The organism is Bacteroides sp. GM023 (genome assembly GCF_014750685.1).
Taxonomy (GTDB): Bacteria; Bacteroidota; Bacteroidia; order Bacteroidales; family Bacteroidaceae; genus Bacteroides.
Window position 1 is genome coordinate 805,635 of the sequence record NZ_JAAXGE010000003.1, and the last position, 18,310, is coordinate 823,944.

The window sequence follows — 18,310 nt, forward strand, 5'->3', positions numbered from 1 at the left end:
CTAAATCACTATCTTCTTATCTTTTATTGTGCTATTTTTCAGTTCCAAATTCGGTCTGCTGGCGTTCTACTTCATCCAGTACCCGTTGGCGTTCTTCTTCTGTCAATTGGACTTTACCTTCAGGTTTATGATTCGATGTACCGACTTTTATCGTTGATGAAGTTGTCGTCTGCTCTTCATAGCAGAAAGGATATTCTGCCGGGATACTTTCAAATTCTAATTCGGTAGCTGTCGGAGCTTGAATACCTTCAAACTGTACATGTGCTTTTACTTTTATCTTTCCGGCTTTCCGGGTAGAACGTATTAGTATGGGTGCAGAGCCAAACTCCACAGCACGGGGATTGGCATTGATTGTGGCATCGCCGATAATTTCCCCCTCTCCTTCTACCGTGAATACGATGTTTTCTTTTGCCAGTCGGCGAATATTTCCGCTATCATCGGTCACTTCGGCAACTACCACAATAAAGTCGGAACCGTCTGCTATGAGGTTTACTTTTTGGGTGTCTGCATACATACGTAGTTTGGTAGAACGACGGGAAGGCATCTTCTTTTGTGTACATACTACTTTTCCGTTGATAATACCCTCGGCAACCATATTGACTTTCTGCCAGTTCTTTTGTGTATAGCTATATCCGCGTGCTTCCCAAAAATCCCATACATCATCGAAAATAACGGGTGCGCTTGGCATATGCCCTTTGGCATGAACCACAGGTTTCGTCCATGTTTTTGTTCCGTCGTAGATAGAAAGGCGGACTGAATCACAATTACTGAATACTACTACGTCTTTATCAGAGAATTGTGACATCTCGTGAGCGATAAACACCATCGGGCCACATTCTGCCAATGGATGTTGAAGACTGGCAGGTGACTGGCTACGGAACATTTCGTAAGCGTATTTCTTTTGACGGAAAGCGTCGTAAATACCGCCCCAATATGGGTCAGGATGATAACCGCGCTGATGGTCGAACGGATGCCATTGGGCACCACCGATAAACAAGCCAGTGGTGCGATACATTTCATCATAGCTTTTTGCTAAAGATAGAGCCTGTACAAGCAGCGGACGTTCTCCCCAGCTACGACTTGCACGGTTGTTATTATTATGGGCATACCAGTCGTCCACATTTTCTCCGAATTCACGGGTAAAGATACACTGTTCCGGTCTGTCCGCTTTTTCATCGTCTCCCGGCCAACCGTAAACAACATCGTAATGCTCTTTTACTCCTGCCGAATGTACATCGGCAGCAGCTACCGGACGTCCCGGATAAGGATATTCTTCTTTGGTTATTTCTAATGCTTTCAATGCAAAATCGAGTGGATAGCGGGTTTCATTCAGAATCGGTTCCCACATCAATACAGACGGATGATTGCGGTCACGGCGAATCATTTCACGGGTGTTTTGATGAACCAGTTCTCCGAATTTCGGGTCTTTATTCCAGTATTGCCATCCGGGAGTGGCTACGATAACAAACATTCCAAGCTCGTCACAAGCATCCATAAAGGAAGGGTCTTGCGGATAGTGTGCTACACGAATAATGGTACATCCTGCATCACGCAGACGCTTCGCATCACGCCATTGCTGGGAGTTGGGCAAAGCATTGCCTACATAAGCGAAATCTTGGTGGCGGTTTGCTCCCACCAATTGACCGAAAGGTTTTCCATTCAGCCAAAAGCCGTCTTTGCCACGGAACTCTGCCAGACGGATACCGACACGGGTGATTCCTCCGTCGATGGATTGATTACCTTTCTTTATACGTGATTGTACTCTATATAAATAAGGTGTATCCGGCGACCATAATTTCGGGTTCTTTACTTCCATTTGTTGTTGGATGGATTTCTTTTCTCCGGGTTTCAAAGAAAGTTTTCCGGATGTACGTCTGATAACCTTTCCGTCTGCATCGGTCAAAGTTGTTTCTACGATAACGGATTCCTGATGTTGAGCATCATTCTGTAATTCTGTTTTTACATAGACCTGTGCGCTCTTTTCGCTGATTTTATCACAATGAACGAATACTCCACCACTTGCAATGGTTTGAGAATCGAGCGCATCCGTGATGGCAACCGGAGATTTGGCAATCATCCATACATCGCGATAGATACCGCCATGATAGGCAAAGTCCAGGGTGTATTGACGTTTGCCGGGAGGATAAGATTTGTCGTCGCTGTTATCTGTAAAAACAGCAAGCAGACACGAGTCTCCTGACTGTACACCGTTGGCGGTCAAGTCTAACGTGAATGGCAGATAGCCACCAATATGTTCTTGAATACGTTTTCCGTTCAGGTAGAGTATCTGTTTGCCCATGGCTGCTTCGAAATGAAGCATTACCCGCTGTCCCTTGGTTTCGGCAGGAAGTACAAAATGTTTGCGATACCAGGCAGGGCCTTGATAGTTACGGCATCCGCTGGCTTCGGCAGGCATTAGCTCCACTGTATGAGGGGTGGAGATTATTTCCCAGGAACGGTCGTCAAAATTCACAGCTTCCGCTCCGCGGATGTCTCCTTTAAAGAATCGCCATCCCGGATTGAAATTATACACTTGTCGTCCACTACCGGGAAGCTGGATAAATCCGGCTACCGATGTCTCGGGACGGTAAGTTTCTGTTGCTTGTCCTTTTCCTGTCCATGAAAACAGTAAGAGAAAAGCTGATAAGATTAAAAACGGTCTTTTATTCATAACTTTATTATTTTTTACTATAACCAGCGTAGTGCCGGAGTAAGGTTTCCTTGCGGTGTGTTGGCATTTTATTTATATTTCTCTAACATAATCACTACATCTTTTTCCCGGCTTTTCGGAAAAACTTTCAAATCTGTGACCTTTCCATTTTTCAAGGTTGCTTCTACGGTTGTTTCTCCCGGTGCATGGAGTTTGAAATGTACATTCCATTCTTTAGGCCATGCAGGAAAAAGAAGTATTTGTTCTCCGTTTGTCTGCAATAACATTTCCTGAAGCCCTATCATGCCGCTACCTCCCCAATTATGGTCGGGTGTCCAATCATAGCCCGGCCCCCAAAAGGCAGGGAAACGGTGTGGTCCGTTGGAGAGTTTGGCAAGAGACAATCGCTTCGCTTCTTCGGTCAATCCCAGACAAGCCGCCCAAATATTGTCCTGTTTCCATCCGGTATGTGAACGGAACTTGATAGCGTCCGGGTCATAGAAGTAGGTATTGCGGGCTACTTCCAAATTCTCCTTACCTACTCCGTAGATACGCCATGGAAATATGGGATAAAGTTGTGGGGTTTCTATATTATTGATTCGTTCCCAGCTTACGGCAGGAGAAATCATTTGCTTTCCTTCTATCGACCGCAACGGAATCGGGGGAATTGTTTTCAGCATTTCTTCTTTCTTGCCATAAGTTTCCAGTACAGTCCGCAAGGCTGCGATGGTGCTGCTGGCATTATTGGTCATCTTATAGGTTTCACAAGCTGAACCGGGGAAAAGAATCAGATGTCCGTCACCATCCAATGTTTTCCGTCCACGGCGGGATGCAAGCTGTCGATAATGTTCGTCGAAGAATGTCAGTGAGCTTTCAATCAGAGGTAAATATTGGGTGATGTCAGCGTTTGCATAGTTCTTTGTTTCCAATATCATTTGACAAAACTCGAGAATCGTATCCCATTCATATTCCAACCAGGCATTATATTCCAAGCCTTTATCGAACCAGTCCGGGCGCTTGAAACCGTATTCTGCCGGATTTGGCAAACCGAAATTCTCTATCTGTTCACTGAAGCATGCTCCATCATGCTGCCAATATACACGACTGCGTAATTCTGCATTTTTCAACATTCGGTTGTAGAAGTTGAATTGGGCGGGCATCATATCGTAATCTCCGCTTTTCAGCATCGGCCAATAGACCAGGCGTTGATTCTGTGCGGTCATTGTACCACCTCCCCATTTTCGGTAATCGGGGGTAAATGATTGTTTTTCGTCTATATGACAAGGGTCGAAAGTAAATAATCCGCCATTAAATTTAGTTGGAACACTACCGTAGGCGTTGCAGCCTAACATATAGCGGAATAGTGTATAATTCCGGGCAATTTCCTGTGCTTCTCCTTCAGCTTCGATAAAGCTACGTTGCCAAAAAGTATTCCACCATGAGCGGGTTTGCTTTTTATCCTGCGCTATGGTTTTTACTGCATATTTTCCTTTCGGAGCAATCCTCTGTAAAACAGTTTGCAGTCCTTGTTCCCATTGTGACAGGGTTTCTGTTTGGTCTGTATGCAGAACGATACAGAATTGTTCTTTCCTGGATGCTTTGGAAGAACGGAAATTCCAGGCACGGTAGTCCGTTCCTGCATACACATCTTCTGTCGTATTTACAAATTCTAAGTTTTCTCCGAAAAGAGTTCCGCCAAAAGTCAGATTCTTTAGGGGATTCATCATTTGCGGTTTCACTTCGTCCATTCCTTGTTGTGCTACGGCAACATCAAAGATGGTTTGTTCGGGATTGCGATGGTAAAACAGAAGTTGGTTCTTCTTCCCGGACGCATTATCTTTTAAGGAAACGAAGTCCGCACTTGTTACTGTTCCTTTCGGGGGTGCCCATTTGTAGGAGCATTGTTGCCCCTCTCCTTTTCGTATGAGACGTTCTTGATAACGCCAGTTTTCATAAGATACTTCTGCCTGCAAAGGCTGTGCATTCGTTATTTCAACATGGATAACCGGATGAAAGACATCCACCCAAAACTGAATTTGTGTGCCACTTGCTTCAACTTCTACATATCCGTCTTTCAACTTCAATTCCTGACGGAAGTCTTTCGTTTCTTTGAAAGGATTAGGCGACAGGCGAAGCCGGAAACGGCCTTGTTTCAGTTGGCAGTTATTTTCGTCGAATGTACCGCTACGGCTTACATAAAACAGAATGTCACCCTTTTCTACCCATATATTCATACCAATATCGCCACCACCACAAGGCATAGACTCCGAGGAATTATGACTGGGGGTATTCCAAACGACATTGGCATGCTGGCTCCAAAGAGCCGACACGCCAACAAATAGCATAACTACAATCAGATAAAATTTCTTCATATCTTATATCACCAATTATCCGAGCGGAAAGACCCTAAAGGTAATCCGTCACAATATACATCTCCTTCCACATAATTCTTAAATCCGTACCGTACGGCTACCGGATGCGGAACTTTATCACTTTTCACAAGCATCTTGCTGCGTTCAATCCAGGCTTTTGCGGGATAGAACACTTTATCTTCACCTGCTACTTCAAAGTTCTTTGATTCGAAACAGTTCTTTCCGCTAATCCACATACCGGCACGTTCGAAGCTTACAACAACTGTATCATTCTTAATTTCAATACTTTTATAGTATGGACTTTCCCCGTTCACACCTTCCACTCCATAAGTTTTAGTCAGGGCGAGAAGTGCCAAACGTTCTCCGGCTGCTTGTTTTTTTGCCGGATGGATTCCTTTTTCCATTCCTGCATCCAGTAATACGGCCATACCACTGTTCGGGACACGATGTTCCACTTTGGATTGTGCTTCCCGCAGATAGGCGGAGTTTATCGCTTCTTTGCCTTTTTCTGTGATAATCCCATAATCATACGGAGCTATTTGGCAATAGTAAAAAGGAAAATCTCCCTGCTTCCATTCGGCACGCCAGCCGTTTATCAATGTAGTAAACATATCCGCATATGTATGGGCACGATTCCAGTTGTCTTCGCCCTGGTACCAAATCACTCCTTTCATCGTCATGCCGATAAGAGGATGTAACATACCGTTGTAAAGTACGGTCGGAGTACGGTTCTTTGATTTTATATCAGCTTCCGACTGAGGAATCTTTGCGTCGGGAAAAGCTTTCAGCCAATCGGCAGTCATCCATGCTTCGCACGCCGAGCCACCCCAAGCCGCTACGACCAATCCTACCGGAGCATCTAATATTTCATTCACTAATCTACCGAAATAATAAGCCGTAGCACTGAAATCGCGAACACTGGCAGGAGTTGCTTCTTTCCATGAGCCGACAACATCATTCTGCGGAGTAAACGTAGAAGTACGTTTTACCGTAAATAGGCGAATCTTCGGATTCTTACTGCGAAGAACATCCATATTGGCATTCTCTACCGGCTGATTCTTGAATCCTTTCATCGGCATTTCCATATTGCTCTGTCCGGAACATAGCCACAATTCACCTATCAGGATATTATTCAGTGTCTTTTTACTTCCATCGTCAAAGGTGACAGTGTACGGCCCTCCTGCTTCGGGAGTAGAAACCGAAAGTTTCCATGCACCGTTCTTATCAGCAGTTGCCACGTATTGCTTTCCATTCCAACTCGTCGTTACTGTTATTTTTCTGTTGGGAGTGGCAGTTCCCCAAAGATTTGCATTTGTCTGCTGCTGCATCACCATGCCATCAGAAAAGATAGCAGGCAGCTTCACTTCTGCGTGTGCTGACAAGCAAACTGCCAGTAGGAAACCGGCAAATATCATGCTTGCTTTAAATCTTAAACGTCTCATTATCATATAGTATTTTTTATCTGTGTCAAAAACGAATTTAATCTATTGTTAGACTTAAAGGACCAAGTAATCCTGCCGGAAGCAAAGTGTTTTCCTGTTTCCGATATTTGGCATTCGTCCAAATTCCATCAAATGGGGCTTTGTCTTCATCAGCCCCTTTCAACGCATTCGCCCAGGTATTTGTGACTTCTATTTCAAGTTCGTTTGTTCCTTTCTTCAGAGCAGTTGAAATATTAGCACGGTAAGGAGCTGTCCAAACTGTTCCACAATCTACACCATTCACACGAACCGTAGCCAAGTTGCAAACCGTTCCCAAATTCAAATAGACCTGTTGTTCTTTTTTCAGTTTGTTCTTCCAACGGAAAGTCGTTTTATAAATTGCTGTTCCTGAATAATAACGTATCTGTTCATCTGTATCTTTACTCCAGTCGAAAAGTTCTTTTCGTATAAGCGTCTTTCCATTAGCCATAAAGGTAACTGCATACTCTCCTACTTCCAAAGGCAATTCCAAAGATTCTTTTACTCTGTCTTTCTGCTCTTTCTGTAGTTTATGAGAATCCTTTTCATTGCTTTCAAGAACTTCTTCCGCAGGATATACTATGAATACAGACTCATTGGGAGCTAACGTCAAAGTTACTTCCGTTCGGTTGCCATTGATATGATAGGAAGGTTCAGCATTCATCTCACCCGTCACCGGGTTCCAACATTCCGGCTTCCTTCCGTTGATACGCATACTTGCAGTAAATGTGCGCGTCTCTTCTCTTTGATTGGTGACAAAGTAAATATCTCCAAGTTCACCACAGCGATGTGTCCAGGCTATATCTTCCGGTACAATCATGTCACGTTCCAGTCCATATGCAGAGAAATCATCTGCTGTATAAGGCAGGGAAGGTATCAATACCCCCGCTTCTTTTAATTCATTAATCTTCTTCTGTACTTCCGAAGATAATACAGGTTCGGGATTCATCGGACGTGCAAGAGGAATTACCAATGCTTTATAGCTAGCTCCACCCGGCAATGTCATTCTGCCGTTTTCCACTTTAGCCAAACGCAATAATGCATCTTTATTAAAACTATCGTATGCATATCCGCGAAGTGGATTCACCCATTTTTCAGGGTCAGCCATATTGGCTGAATGTGTAACGCCTACCGGACGTACACGCAAAGGTTGTCCCTCATTCGCCAAACGAACACGTTCGCTTTCGACACGTTCCGCACCGAAAATTCCCGGAAGAGACGGCACCAATCGTTCCGGCAATATCGAACGCCGTGGAATTTCTTCACCTGTAAAGACGGCTATATCCGTCACCGGATGCCCATATTGCAACAATGCCTGACAACGGGTAGCATATTCGGAAAATGCCTTTGCACCTTTATCCCACCAAGTCTGGTCGCGTTGGAAGAAAAGTCCGATACCATCCAATGTCATACCGGGTTTACGGTCTAACCAGGGATTATGTACATATACATGATAGAAAAGACGGTTGATTCCTAATGCGTAATTACGGTCCAGCAAAGCCTTCAACATAGCAGGATGTTCATCCCATGTACCGCGTACTTCGGTGAATCCTTCTGCCTGAATGATATTCTTTCCATAGATATGTGCCCCACTGATAGCATCCAGCATATCATTCGGTTTATCGTGGGTAGGGCTGTTCAGCCAAAATTCTCCCATAGGAAGGTCTACCTTTTGGTAATGCAGCAAGCCGTCACTAACCATTGTCGGTGCTACACACTCCGCTGAAAACTGGCAATCGTATTCTTTGGCACAATTTGCTAATACCTGATAGAATACATCCACCACCAATTCGGCAATCGTTGTACGGACATCTCGCAGAATCTTTTCGCTCTGTTCTGCACTTCCCATAGGAATACCTGCCAATAGTGGTAAATAAGGCGTTAGGTCATATCCACGGCGTTTCTGAAATTCTGCGGCAAAGTCAGAATTCCAGTTCTGACTTCCACATTCCCAACTGTCGACATGCATATATTTCAATACACGGCGTGCCACTTCGGGATTCGTCTTTACGAATGCTTGTGCAAACCAGTTGTCGAACTGTTTTCGTACCGTTTTCGGATTGAACTTATCACATTCCAATCCTTTTCCACCACCGGCTGTAGCATTAGTATGTCCGGTAGCTGTATGCCCCATGCGGAGCAATTTCCATTTACCTTTAGGGAGAATAGTAGTTAATGTTTTCTCTTTAGAATGACCAGCCGGGATGTTATTGTATTGTTCCGTCAGATTAATAACCTGTGAAAGTGAGTAGCAATCTTTCTTTCCTATTTCCTCTTTCTTAGTAGATTCAGCAACACGCCATACCAGCCCGGCTTTTCCTTCCCACTGATTCAAACGGGCTTCCCGATGCAGACGCAGTTGTTTTATCTTCAGATTGGGTTTCCATTTCGCGGCGTCCATATCTTCGCTTCCCGGTTCGCTTCCTTCGGGTGTCCAGTAAAAACGGAAATAACGGGCAGTAGTTGCAGGAATACTATGAGTCGAATTTTCATCCGTATTCTGCCATCCCTGGCGGGCAGGAACTAACTGTTTCACGAAACGATAATTCACCCCATCATCACTTGCCATTACTTTCAAGCGATGTGCCTGGTAATTATTACCATTTAAAATGACTTCGATATTCCGACAGGTAAAAGGCTGCTCGTATTCGTACTGAATATAGCATGGATACGAAGAACGAATCACTCCTGCCGCATCCATATTCACTATTTGGGCAGGCTTTACATTATCTGCTGTTGCCAAGTTTATGCAAGTAATCTTGGCAGGCATTTCATCTGCTGCATCCACTATCGGTAAAGCAAACAGCGCAATATCTTCATAATAATTCTCATAAGCTTCCGGTTGCGGCAATCGTAACGCATTAAGCTTTCCTCCATCAACAATCGTATCGCTCCAAACGACTTTCTGCATTGATTCTTTCGGAGTAATCCAGGGACCTCCCGCCAATGCAAAACCATCACAAATATGCATTCCCAACTTCAACCCTAACCGGTCGGCTTCCTCCATACTGAAACGCACCATTTCCCACCATTCAGGAGTCAACTGTTGTGCTTTGCCATTATATTGTACTCCTTCATTAATGCCTTTAATCGGCATCAGATAAGTACCGCCGAGTCCTGCATGCTTCATTGCTTCCAAATCGGCAGTAATTCCTTCTTTGGACACGGCACCATACATCCAGTACCAAAAAGTCCAGGGTTTCGCTTCGTCAGACGGGTTCTGAAATTGATCGCGAAGTGAGCGTGTTTGTTGTGCATCGGCAGGACATATAACTATCCATGCCAATAAAGAGAGTGTAACTATTTGTTGTTTCAGTCGGCTTTTCATTCCAATCTATATTTTACTATTAAATAAGACGGGAAAAAGGCTGTTTTGTACTCACTATTTGTTTCTAAGATTGGAAAAGGATAAACTTTACGGAAGCAAAGTTATAGGATACTCATTGGATATTTGCCTTGTCTTTGTCAGGATATCGACTTTTTTATTGCTACATTAATAGTTTTATCTCACTTTTCTATTGTCACTTGTCACTTTTTGAAGTTAAATATCTCATAATCAAACGTAAAGCGGTGACAATAGCCGGTGATAATAGAGTGACAATAGCAAAATATCCGTTTTCTATTGTCACTTTTTTCTTTCCGGGATTTCTTTCTAAGTACCTTTTCCTAAACGTCATTCCCTGTTAATATGCCTTATATAACAGGATACAAAGCGTTGATTTAGCTGCTTTGAAACCTCATCTAATCTATTCTATCGGTAATATGAATTTGTTTCATGTATGTAAAGTATATAGATTACGTACGAGAACCATCAAGTCTACGTACGTAATCCAAACAGTTTACATACGTGAAACGAAGACAGGATGCCTTCTAAATACATTGGTTACGCCTTGTATATCTATTAAAGTCGCCGCTTTTTATACTAATGTATGTGGCAGTTTGTTGCTGATATGCCGGAAAAGTGACAATAGAACGGCTTTAAATTCCTATTATCACCTTATTATCACCGACTATTGTCACTGTCATATATTGTAATTCTCTCAAAGCAAAATATTCTTCTGAATCATCATAATTCTATATCATTTTTTATTTTAGATTTTCATCGGTTTGATTTAACCGATTGAAGGATAAACTTTTAGCGGAGTATTTGAGAAATAGAGGTAACGATTTAGCAACCGTGCGAATTTTAGCGTTTTGCGTTGCTATGCTGTCAAATAACTCTTTCTTTTTACAAAAGTACAATAATTCTTTTTTAGAAGCAAACTCCATCACTAAAAATCATGTGTTTATGATTGAAACGTCCACTATTATTCGTTTATATTAATCTCTTCCAAATCGTCAGGAACAAACACTTTCCCCTTGAAATTCAGTAAAACTTCTTCCATGTAATTTTTTTTGCGTGTACTTAGAGTCTTATCTTCTGTGTGATACAGTAATAGATTCTTTACGTTTAATTTTTCAGCTAATAATCCAGCTTCCAATGCAGTGCTATGGTGTTTTTCGTATGGTTTGAATACATGACGGTCTTTATATAAGCAAAATGCTTCACACAAAAGCCAATCTGCACCTTCTACATAATGACGGTTAGCTTCATTATAGGGTTCATCGCCCAAGCAAACTAACTTTGTTCCATTAAGCATTTGTGTACAAAAGCCAAACTGCTTTTCTTTGGTAGACAATATATCAAAGCATTGGAAATCAGCGCTGTCTACATTGAAAAGATCTTTATCTTGCAATTCATGAAAAAAGACAGACTTACCTAAATAAGATAAATCAATTTTAGGTAATGTCATACGGCAAATCCAATCCAACACTTTTAAGACTTTATCATGGCTATAAACTGTAAATGAACCTTTATATTCTTTGTCTTTCATTCGATGTATAACCGTTCTTACCATCCACACAGCCCCTAAAATATGGTCTGTATGCGCGTGTGTTATAAACATATCATGTATATCCGAAATGTTTATTTTTGCTTTTTCTAATTGTACCAATATACCATTTCCACCACCAGCATCAACAAGCAACATAGTTTTTGCCATTTTTAATATGAAACAGGTATTATAACATTGGGTTGCAATTGCATTTCCCGTGCCCAGCATTATTATTTGATTGTTGCTTATTTCCATTGTTTTTTTACTTATTTTGTGTTGCAAATATACGAAAAGAGCTACTCAATTTGGATAGTGAGTGGCTCTTTTTTATTGTTTTTCAGTGAAATAAATGGCTATAGCTTCTTCGCCTGCTCCTCCTGTTTGTGTTCTCCCTTTCGATGCGTTCCATGTCCTTGTGTGTTCCCGACACGTTGATGCGGATTGCCCGTACTTGGTTATTGCCGATTTTACGTGTCAACCCCGCTTCCTCCAATCTCCGCCCGATAGCTGCCGAACGGTATTTTATCCCGTCGGGGTACGCAACGAGTTTTCGGTTTAGGTGCGTTCGTGTCGGGGCGGCGTTCTTCAGGATGATGAAACGTTCGATATGGGCGGTGCATAACTCACTCCTTTGGGGGTTACAAAATTAGTTTATAGTAAGTTACCGACAGCTATGCAAATCGCCGCAAAACGCAGTAAAATAACCTCTTAGCAAAAAAACTGCACCCGTTACGGGGGTAATGAGATGGTAACTGAACTTCTGCACCGTTTGGCTTCGAAATAGCATTTCATTGGCTCTGTCTAATAGAAAAACAAAGCGTAACGAACGCTGTTTCAGCTAATTCGCTACGCTTTGCTCTAATTTACAAATCCGCTATGTGTTTATTTTAAGCATCACATAGCTGGAGTTAATTCAACTGTCATTCCTAATGCTGAAGCAATGCGATAGAAAGTAGAAACTTTAGGTTCTGTCTTCCCTGTTTCAACACGAGAAATATAAGATTTATTTGTCCCTATCTTTTCAGCAAGTTCCGCTTGTGTCATCTTAGCTTTCTTCCTAGCCTCTTCAATTATCTGTCCAGTAAAGAAAGCATTAGCTCTATCTTCGGCAGCTTTACGCTCCGGGGTCCCTTCTTTGCCAAACACAGCATCCAACTGTGCATCGACATCAAACATCTTTAGTTCTTTTTCGCTCATAATATTCTTTCTTTAGTTTTAATGCTTTATCAATTTCTCTATCAGGGGTTTTCTGTGTTTTCTTTTGAAAGCCATTGAATAATATAACAATGCGTCCCTCATCATAACAAAAGAAAATCCGATAGATCTTATTACTTTACGATTTCCTCGATTCTCCGTAACAGTCCCGGATTACTTGGACGAGCAGCAGTACCATAATCAACGACTTGTCCTTTTCTATTAATCAAGATATAATATGGCAATTTATTAATATTGAGTTGTTTCTTAATCTTCTGATAATTCTCCAATCCAATATAATCAGCAGCATAAACACATTCTATATCACGATTCCTCATCGAATATTTGTCTAAGCACATTTCCCATTGCTTTTTGGTATCATTACCACCGGAACAGATAGAATAAATAATCAAATCTTTCGTTGAATATTTGGTACGTAGCTTCTTCAAGGGTTCCATCTCTGCCAAACAAGGCGGACAAGTTGTAGCCCAAAAATCGAGATAAATAACTTTTCCCCGGTTTTCTTCAAGTATTTTATATATGCTCTCCATGTACGATACCGGACTGGACATATTTGAATTTTCGTTATATTTACCATACAATAAATTGTCGGAAACAGACTGTGGATTCTCCAAAAACGCTTTAGTTTGCCTGTACATCTGTGCTATTTGTCCCTGTAAATGAGGCATTTTTACGATTGAGTCAAACTGCGAACGCTTCTTTGAGAGAGAAATTGTATCATTAGCTTCGAGGCTATTAGCTGTAACTTTAGCATATAGATATTGATTTAACTCATTTTCTCCTATTTCGGACATAATATCATCTATTGTTGGGTGCTCTTTGTTTTTAAGAATCATTCCTGTAGGAATATAATTTTCTATCCAATCCGCTATATCAAATAAACGAGCTGATAATATTCCTGTTTTATAAAGTTTATTGATTTCGGGTAATAGTGCGTGATATCGTGCGAACTCTTTTCTTGTCCGATATTGACATTGGGTCGCATAAATAAGGATAGTGCAATAATAATCCTGTTTCAATAATTCCTCTGTGAACATGACGACATCCGGCATAGGTTTGTATTTCCGCAAATATTCAGCCCTGCGTTCTAAACGTGTTTTATATTCTTTCTTTAACTCTGCTTCAAAATCTTCGACACTCAAATCATGCATGATACCATAGTCACGCATATAATAATATCCGCTCTCTGTAAAAGCCAATATTTCCTGATTCAATTTTTCCGCATCACCCGTCACTTTAGGATGAAACATATCCTTGAAATCAATCTCTATATGGATACTGTCCCCCGGATGCACATACAAGTGCTCTGCATAGTTACGAATAGAAACCTCCCGTATCTTAGCGAAAACAGGAAAAGTGAAATAGAAAGAACCATCCTCTTGAATGGGGGTACGGTACTGATTCTCCATGCCGCTGAAAAATGGAATAATAAGTGTAAGTTCCTTTTCTTGCGGATAAAATTCCCGATTCAAGACTTTACCTGTGATAGTTATTTCTTCAGCATATTCTTCCGGAAAATCATAAAAGATTTCTGTTTGGCTGGATGTATCCGGCTGAAAGTTACTTTGTGCTTTTTGCTGGCAACCAACAAACAATATAAATATCGGCAAAAAAACGAATAGACAGTGCTTCTTTTTCATTTTGGGTGTTATTTGTGTTTAGTGAATACTTATTTTGCGAATATAGTTATTAAATTCAGCATTTTACATTGTGCCCTGTTAAATAAACCTTTATGACAAAACTAACAGATAATGCAAAATGTTATTAGATAAAACAAAAACAATATTGTATTAATTACAAATTTTATTATCTTTGTTTTCGAATCGGTTTCGGATAACCTTTCGGTTATTTCGGATTAAAAGGGAATCGGGTGTAAATCCCGGACAGTCCCGCTGCTGTGAATCTTCATAACTTTCTGATAAAGACTTTAGCCACTGGCTGTGAATTGTAGGCCGGGAAGGAATCAGGAAGGGAGTAAGTCAGAAGACCTGCCATTCATTAAAGACTGTTTCTACTCGTGGGATTAGGGATACAGCTCGAAACTATACAACAACATATTTTATAAACTTCTCATGCAAATAACCAAAAGAAATGGGACGACGGAATCCTATAACAGGGAGAAAATTGCCGTTGCAATTAAAAAAAGCTTCGCCAGTACAGGCCAGGAAATAATAGAAGAAACCATTCAGCAAATGGTAAATGAAGTAGAACAGTTTGTGCATAGTAATAGTGCAAACTGCAATGTGGAGCGGATACAGGATGAAGTGGAACGCTGCCTGATGGAGCATGGCTTTTATGCAGAAGCCAAAAACTACATTCTCTATCGCTGGCAACGCACGGAGCGCAGAAAAGCTCTCAATGATATTACCACAGGAACGAGTAATCCGCAAATGATGGATGTGCTAAAAGAAATACAGAAAGACTTTATCCGTAATGAATATAGTCTGACTGTGTTGGCGGAAAAGTTTTCAAGTTTCTGCAAACCGGAAATGTCGTCAGACGAACGCTTGTCGGCACTTATCAAGGCTGCCGTAGAACTGACCACACAGGAAGCACCGGACTGGGAGTTTATAGCCGCACGGTTACTCAACTTTCAACTGACAGAAAAGCAGGAAAAGCAAGCTAAAATATCAGGTATACATTCATTTTATGAAAAACTGCGTTATCTGACGAATGAAGGTTTATATGGCAGCTATATCCTGGATTCTTATTCACAACAGGAAATAGAAGAAGCTGCGGAATTTATCTGTTCGGAAAGGGATAAACTATTTAATTATTCGGGACTTGACTTGCTTTCCAAACGTTACCTGATTCGTACTCATTCACATGAACCCATGGAATCAGTACAGGAAATGTATTTAGGAATAGCTTTGCATCTGGCTATGTCGGAGACACACGACCGGTTGCAATGGGTAAGAAAGTTCTATGACTTATTAAGTAAACTGGAAGTAACGATGGCAACTCCTACCCTTTCCAATGCCCGCAAGCCTTATCATCAACTTTCCAGTTGCTTTATTGATACGGTGCCTGACAGTTTGGAAGGCATTTATCGGAGTATAGATAATTTTGCTATGGTCAGCAAGTTTGGCGGTGGTATGGGAATGTATTTCGGAAAGGTACGTGCCGCGGGTGGAAACATACGAGGTTTCAAAGGCGTTGCAGGTGGAGTAATCCGATGGATGAAGCTCGTGAATGACACTGCCGTAGCCGTCGACCAGTTGGGAATGCGTCAAGGGGCAGTTGCCGTATATTTGGATGTTTGGCACAAAGATTTACCCGAGTTTCTTCAACTTCGTACCAATAATGGGGATGACCGGATGAAAGCGCATGATATATTTCCTTCCGTATGCTATCCTGACTTATTTTGGCAGATGGCTAAGGAAGATTTAAATAAACTATGGTATTTGTTCTGTCCCAATGAGATTATGACCATCAAGGGATATTGCCTGGAAGATTATTACGGGGAAGAATGGGAAAAGAGATATTGGGATTGCGTGAATGACCCGCGTCTTTCCAGGAGAACTATCAGCATTAAAGATATAGTCAGACTGGTATTAAGGTCGGCTGTAGAAACGGGTACTCCTTTCACATTCAACCGGGACATAGTGAATCGTGCCAACCCGAATGCTCACCAGGGAATTATCTATTGTTCCAATCTCTGTACGGAGATAGCACAAAATATGTCGGCCATTGAATCCGTTTCCACTGAAGTTAAAACAGAGGACGGCGATACGATAGTAGTAAAGACAGTGCGTCCCGGAGATTTCGTTGTATGCAATCTTGCCAGTCTTTCTCTCGGACATCTGCCTTTGGAAGATGAAGAGTCGATGAAAGAAAAGGTGGCAACAGTAGTTCGTGCACTTGACAATGTTATTGACCTGAACTTCTATCCTATTCCGTATGCCCAAATCACTAATCATCGCTATCGCAGCATCGGACTTGGAGTAAGTGGCTATCATCATGCACTCGCTATACGCGGAATCCGCTGGGAAAGCGAGGAACATCTGAACTTTATGGATAAGGTGTTCGAGCGCATCAATTATGCGGCTATCGAAGCTAGCGCCGAATTGGCAAAAGAAAAAGGAAAGTATGCTTACTTTGAAGGAAGCGACTGGCAGACCGGAGATTACTTTACCAAGCGCGGATATGTTTCATCCGCATGGAAGAATCTTTCGGAAAAAGTAGCCAATTATGGTATGCGAAATGCTTATTTGCTGGCTATTGCTCCGACAAGTAGTACAAGCATTATCGCCGGAACTACAGCCGGCACCGACCCGGTAATGAAGCGTTTCTTTCTGGAAGAAAAAAAGGGTGCCATGCTCCCACGAGTAGCACCGGCATTATCTGACAAGACTTATTGGATATACAAAGGGGCTTATCTGATTGACCAGACATGGAGTATTCGCGCTGCCGGTATTCGTCAGCTTCATCTTGACCAGTCACAAAGCCTGAATCTCTATATCACCAATGATTACACCATGAAACAGGTGCTCAATCTCTATATATTGGCATGGGAATGTGGAGTAAAAACCGTTTATTATGTCCGTAGTAAATCATTGGAAGTAGAAGAGTGTGAAAGTTGCGCATCCTAATAAAGAACTAAAAATATATAAGAACAAATGGAAACAAAAAAGCTAAAGCGAAACGCCTTATTCAATCCTTCGGGCGATACGGAAACCCGTCTCAGGAAAATGATTGGCGGGAATACAACGAATCTGAATGATTTTAATAATATGCGATATAAATGGGTAAGCGACTGGTATCGCCAGGCCATGAATAACTTTTGGATACCGGAAGAAATCAACCTGACACAGGATGTCAAAGACTATCCACGGCTGGACCAGGTAGAACGGACTGCTTACGACAAAATTCTGAGTTTCCTTGTATTTCTGGATTCTCTTCAAAGCAATAATCTGCCGACTATTAGCGAATATATAACCGCCAATGAGGTTAATCTCTGTCTGCATATACAGGCTTTTCAAGAGTGTGTTCACAGTCAAAGTTACAGCTATATGCTCGATACTATCTGTAGCCCTGAGAAAAGAAATGAAATTCTCTATCAATGGAAAACAGACGAACATTTATTGAAAAGAAATACGTTTATCGGCAATTGCTATAATGAGTTTCAGGAAAGTCAGAACGGATATACGCTGATGAAAACATTGATTGCGAATTATATCCTCGAAGGTATCTACTTTTACAGTGGTTTCATGTTCTTCTATAATCTGAGCCGTAATGGAAAGATGTCCGGTTCGGCACAGGAAATACGTTATATCAACCGGGATGAAAATACGCATCTTTGGTTATTCCGTAATATTATCCTGGAACTGAAGAAAGAAGAACCCGAACTGTTTACCCCTGATAAGGTGAAAGTATATGAAGGGATGATGCGTGAAGGAGTGGAACAGGAAGTAGCATGGGGACAATATGTAATAGGTAATCATATTCAAGGACTCAACCAGCAAATGATTGCTGACTACATCCACTATTTGGGGAATCTTCGTTGGAGTAGTTTAGGATATGGTTTCTTGTATGAAGATAACCGGAAAGAACCGGAAAGCATGCATTGGGTATCTCAGTATTCAAATGCCAATATGGTGAAAACAGACTTCTTCGAGGCTAAAAGTACGGCTTATGCCAAGAGTACAGCTCTCGAAGATGATTTATAATCTTTTTATTCAGCTTAAATAATAATAGTAAAAAGCCTGTAACATAACAATCCGCTATTTACAGGCTTTT

General features: G+C 41.6%; 9 protein-coding genes, 2 pseudogenes and 1 riboswitch. Of the genes and pseudogenes, 2 read left to right on the forward strand and 9 right to left on the reverse strand.

Annotated elements, in window-relative coordinates:
• Positions 1 to 31 precede the first annotated feature (31 nt).
• The 9 genes and pseudogenes from HC965_RS10035 to HC965_RS10075 all read right to left on the reverse strand — a co-directional run bounded on the left by HC965_RS10035 (position 32) and on the right by HC965_RS10075 (position 14,211).
• Positions 32 to 2,671 carry a glycoside hydrolase family 2 protein gene (locus tag HC965_RS10035; RefSeq protein WP_191031345.1) on the reverse strand — a complete coding sequence of 880 codons (2,640 nt, stop codon included), beginning with the start codon at positions 2,669 to 2,671 and terminating at the stop codon, positions 32 to 34.
• Between the two features lie 68 nt (positions 2,672 to 2,739).
• A complete protein-coding gene (locus HC965_RS10040) occupies positions 2,740 to 5,022 on the reverse strand; it encodes a DUF5703 domain-containing protein (RefSeq protein WP_191031346.1) in 2,283 nt (760 codons plus the stop codon).
• A gap of 8 nt (positions 5,023 to 5,030) precedes the next feature.
• On the reverse strand, positions 5,031 to 6,464 hold the full coding sequence (locus HC965_RS10045) for a sialate O-acetylesterase (RefSeq protein ID WP_191031347.1): 1,434 nt from the start codon (positions 6,462 to 6,464) through the stop codon (positions 5,031 to 5,033).
• Positions 6,465 to 6,501: 37 nt separating this feature from the next.
• A complete protein-coding gene (locus HC965_RS10050) occupies positions 6,502 to 9,810 on the reverse strand; it encodes a glycosyl hydrolase (protein ID WP_191031348.1) in 3,309 nt (1,102 codons plus the stop codon).
• 979 nt (positions 9,811 to 10,789) lie between these two features.
• Positions 10,790 to 11,611 carry an MBL fold metallo-hydrolase gene (locus HC965_RS10055; protein WP_191031349.1) on the reverse strand — a complete coding sequence of 274 codons (822 nt, stop codon included), beginning with the start codon at positions 11,609 to 11,611 and terminating at the stop codon, positions 10,790 to 10,792.
• 133 nt (positions 11,612 to 11,744) lie between these two features.
• A pseudogene (locus HC965_RS10060) lies at positions 11,745 to 11,972 on the reverse strand (mobilization protein); the annotation flags it as partial.
• 278 nt (positions 11,973 to 12,250) lie between these two features.
• Positions 12,251 to 12,553, reverse strand: a complete 303-nt coding sequence (locus HC965_RS10065; RefSeq protein ID WP_191031351.1) for a helix-turn-helix transcriptional regulator — start codon at positions 12,551 to 12,553, stop codon at positions 12,251 to 12,253.
• Positions 12,525 to 12,680: pseudogene (locus HC965_RS26800) on the reverse strand (type II toxin-antitoxin system RelE/ParE family toxin); the annotation flags it as partial. The pseudogene HC965_RS26800 and the gene HC965_RS10065, both read right to left, overlap by 29 nt.
• A 4-nt stretch (positions 12,681 to 12,684) precedes the next feature.
• Positions 12,685 to 14,211, reverse strand: coding sequence for a TlpA disulfide reductase family protein (locus tag HC965_RS10075; protein ID WP_191031352.1), 1,527 nt, complete (start codon positions 14,209 to 14,211; stop codon positions 12,685 to 12,687).
• A 167-nt stretch (positions 14,212 to 14,378) separates the two neighbouring features.
• Positions 14,379 to 14,582, forward strand: a riboswitch (cobalamin riboswitch).
• 61 nt (positions 14,583 to 14,643) lie between these two features.
• Between HC965_RS10075 and HC965_RS10080 the strand changes: the two genes are divergently transcribed.
• Both HC965_RS10080 and HC965_RS10085 read left to right on the forward strand, forming a co-directional pair.
• Entirely contained in the window at positions 14,644 to 17,163 is a 2,520-nt protein-coding gene (locus HC965_RS10080) for a ribonucleoside-diphosphate reductase subunit alpha (protein ID WP_191031353.1), read from the forward strand.
• A gap of 27 nt (positions 17,164 to 17,190) precedes the next feature.
• Complete coding sequence (locus tag HC965_RS10085) at positions 17,191 to 18,240, forward strand: ribonucleotide-diphosphate reductase subunit beta (RefSeq protein ID WP_191031354.1); 1,050 nt, start codon at positions 17,191 to 17,193, stop codon at positions 18,238 to 18,240.
• Positions 18,241 to 18,310: the final 70 nt, after the last annotated feature.

What these genes read in the sequence shown, in the direction of transcription:
- HC965_RS10035 (WP_191031345.1), bottom strand. Translation starts at nt 2,671, where the DNA reads ATGAATAAAAGACCGTTTTTAATCTTATCAGCTTTTCTCTTACTGTTT.
- HC965_RS10040 (WP_191031346.1), bottom strand. Translation starts at nt 5,022, where the DNA reads ATGAAGAAATTTTATCTGATTGTAGTTATGCTATTTGTTGGCGTGTCG.
- HC965_RS10045 (WP_191031347.1), bottom strand. Translation starts at nt 6,464, where the DNA reads ATGAGACGTTTAAGATTTAAAGCAAGCATGATATTTGCCGGTTTCCTA.
- HC965_RS10050 (WP_191031348.1), bottom strand. Translation starts at nt 9,810, where the DNA reads ATGAAAAGCCGACTGAAACAACAAATAGTTACACTCTCTTTATTGGCA.
- HC965_RS10055 (WP_191031349.1), bottom strand. Translation starts at nt 11,611, where the DNA reads ATGGAAATAAGCAACAATCAAATAATAATGCTGGGCACGGGAAATGCA.
- HC965_RS10065 (WP_191031351.1), bottom strand. Translation starts at nt 12,553, where the DNA reads ATGAGCGAAAAAGAACTAAAGATGTTTGATGTCGATGCACAGTTGGAT.
- HC965_RS10075 (WP_191031352.1), bottom strand. Translation starts at nt 14,211, where the DNA reads ATGAAAAAGAAGCACTGTCTATTCGTTTTTTTGCCGATATTTATATTG.
- HC965_RS10080 (WP_191031353.1), top strand. Translation starts at nt 14,644, where the DNA reads ATGCAAATAACCAAAAGAAATGGGACGACGGAATCCTATAACAGGGAG.
- HC965_RS10085 (WP_191031354.1), top strand. Translation starts at nt 17,191, where the DNA reads ATGGAAACAAAAAAGCTAAAGCGAAACGCCTTATTCAATCCTTCGGGC.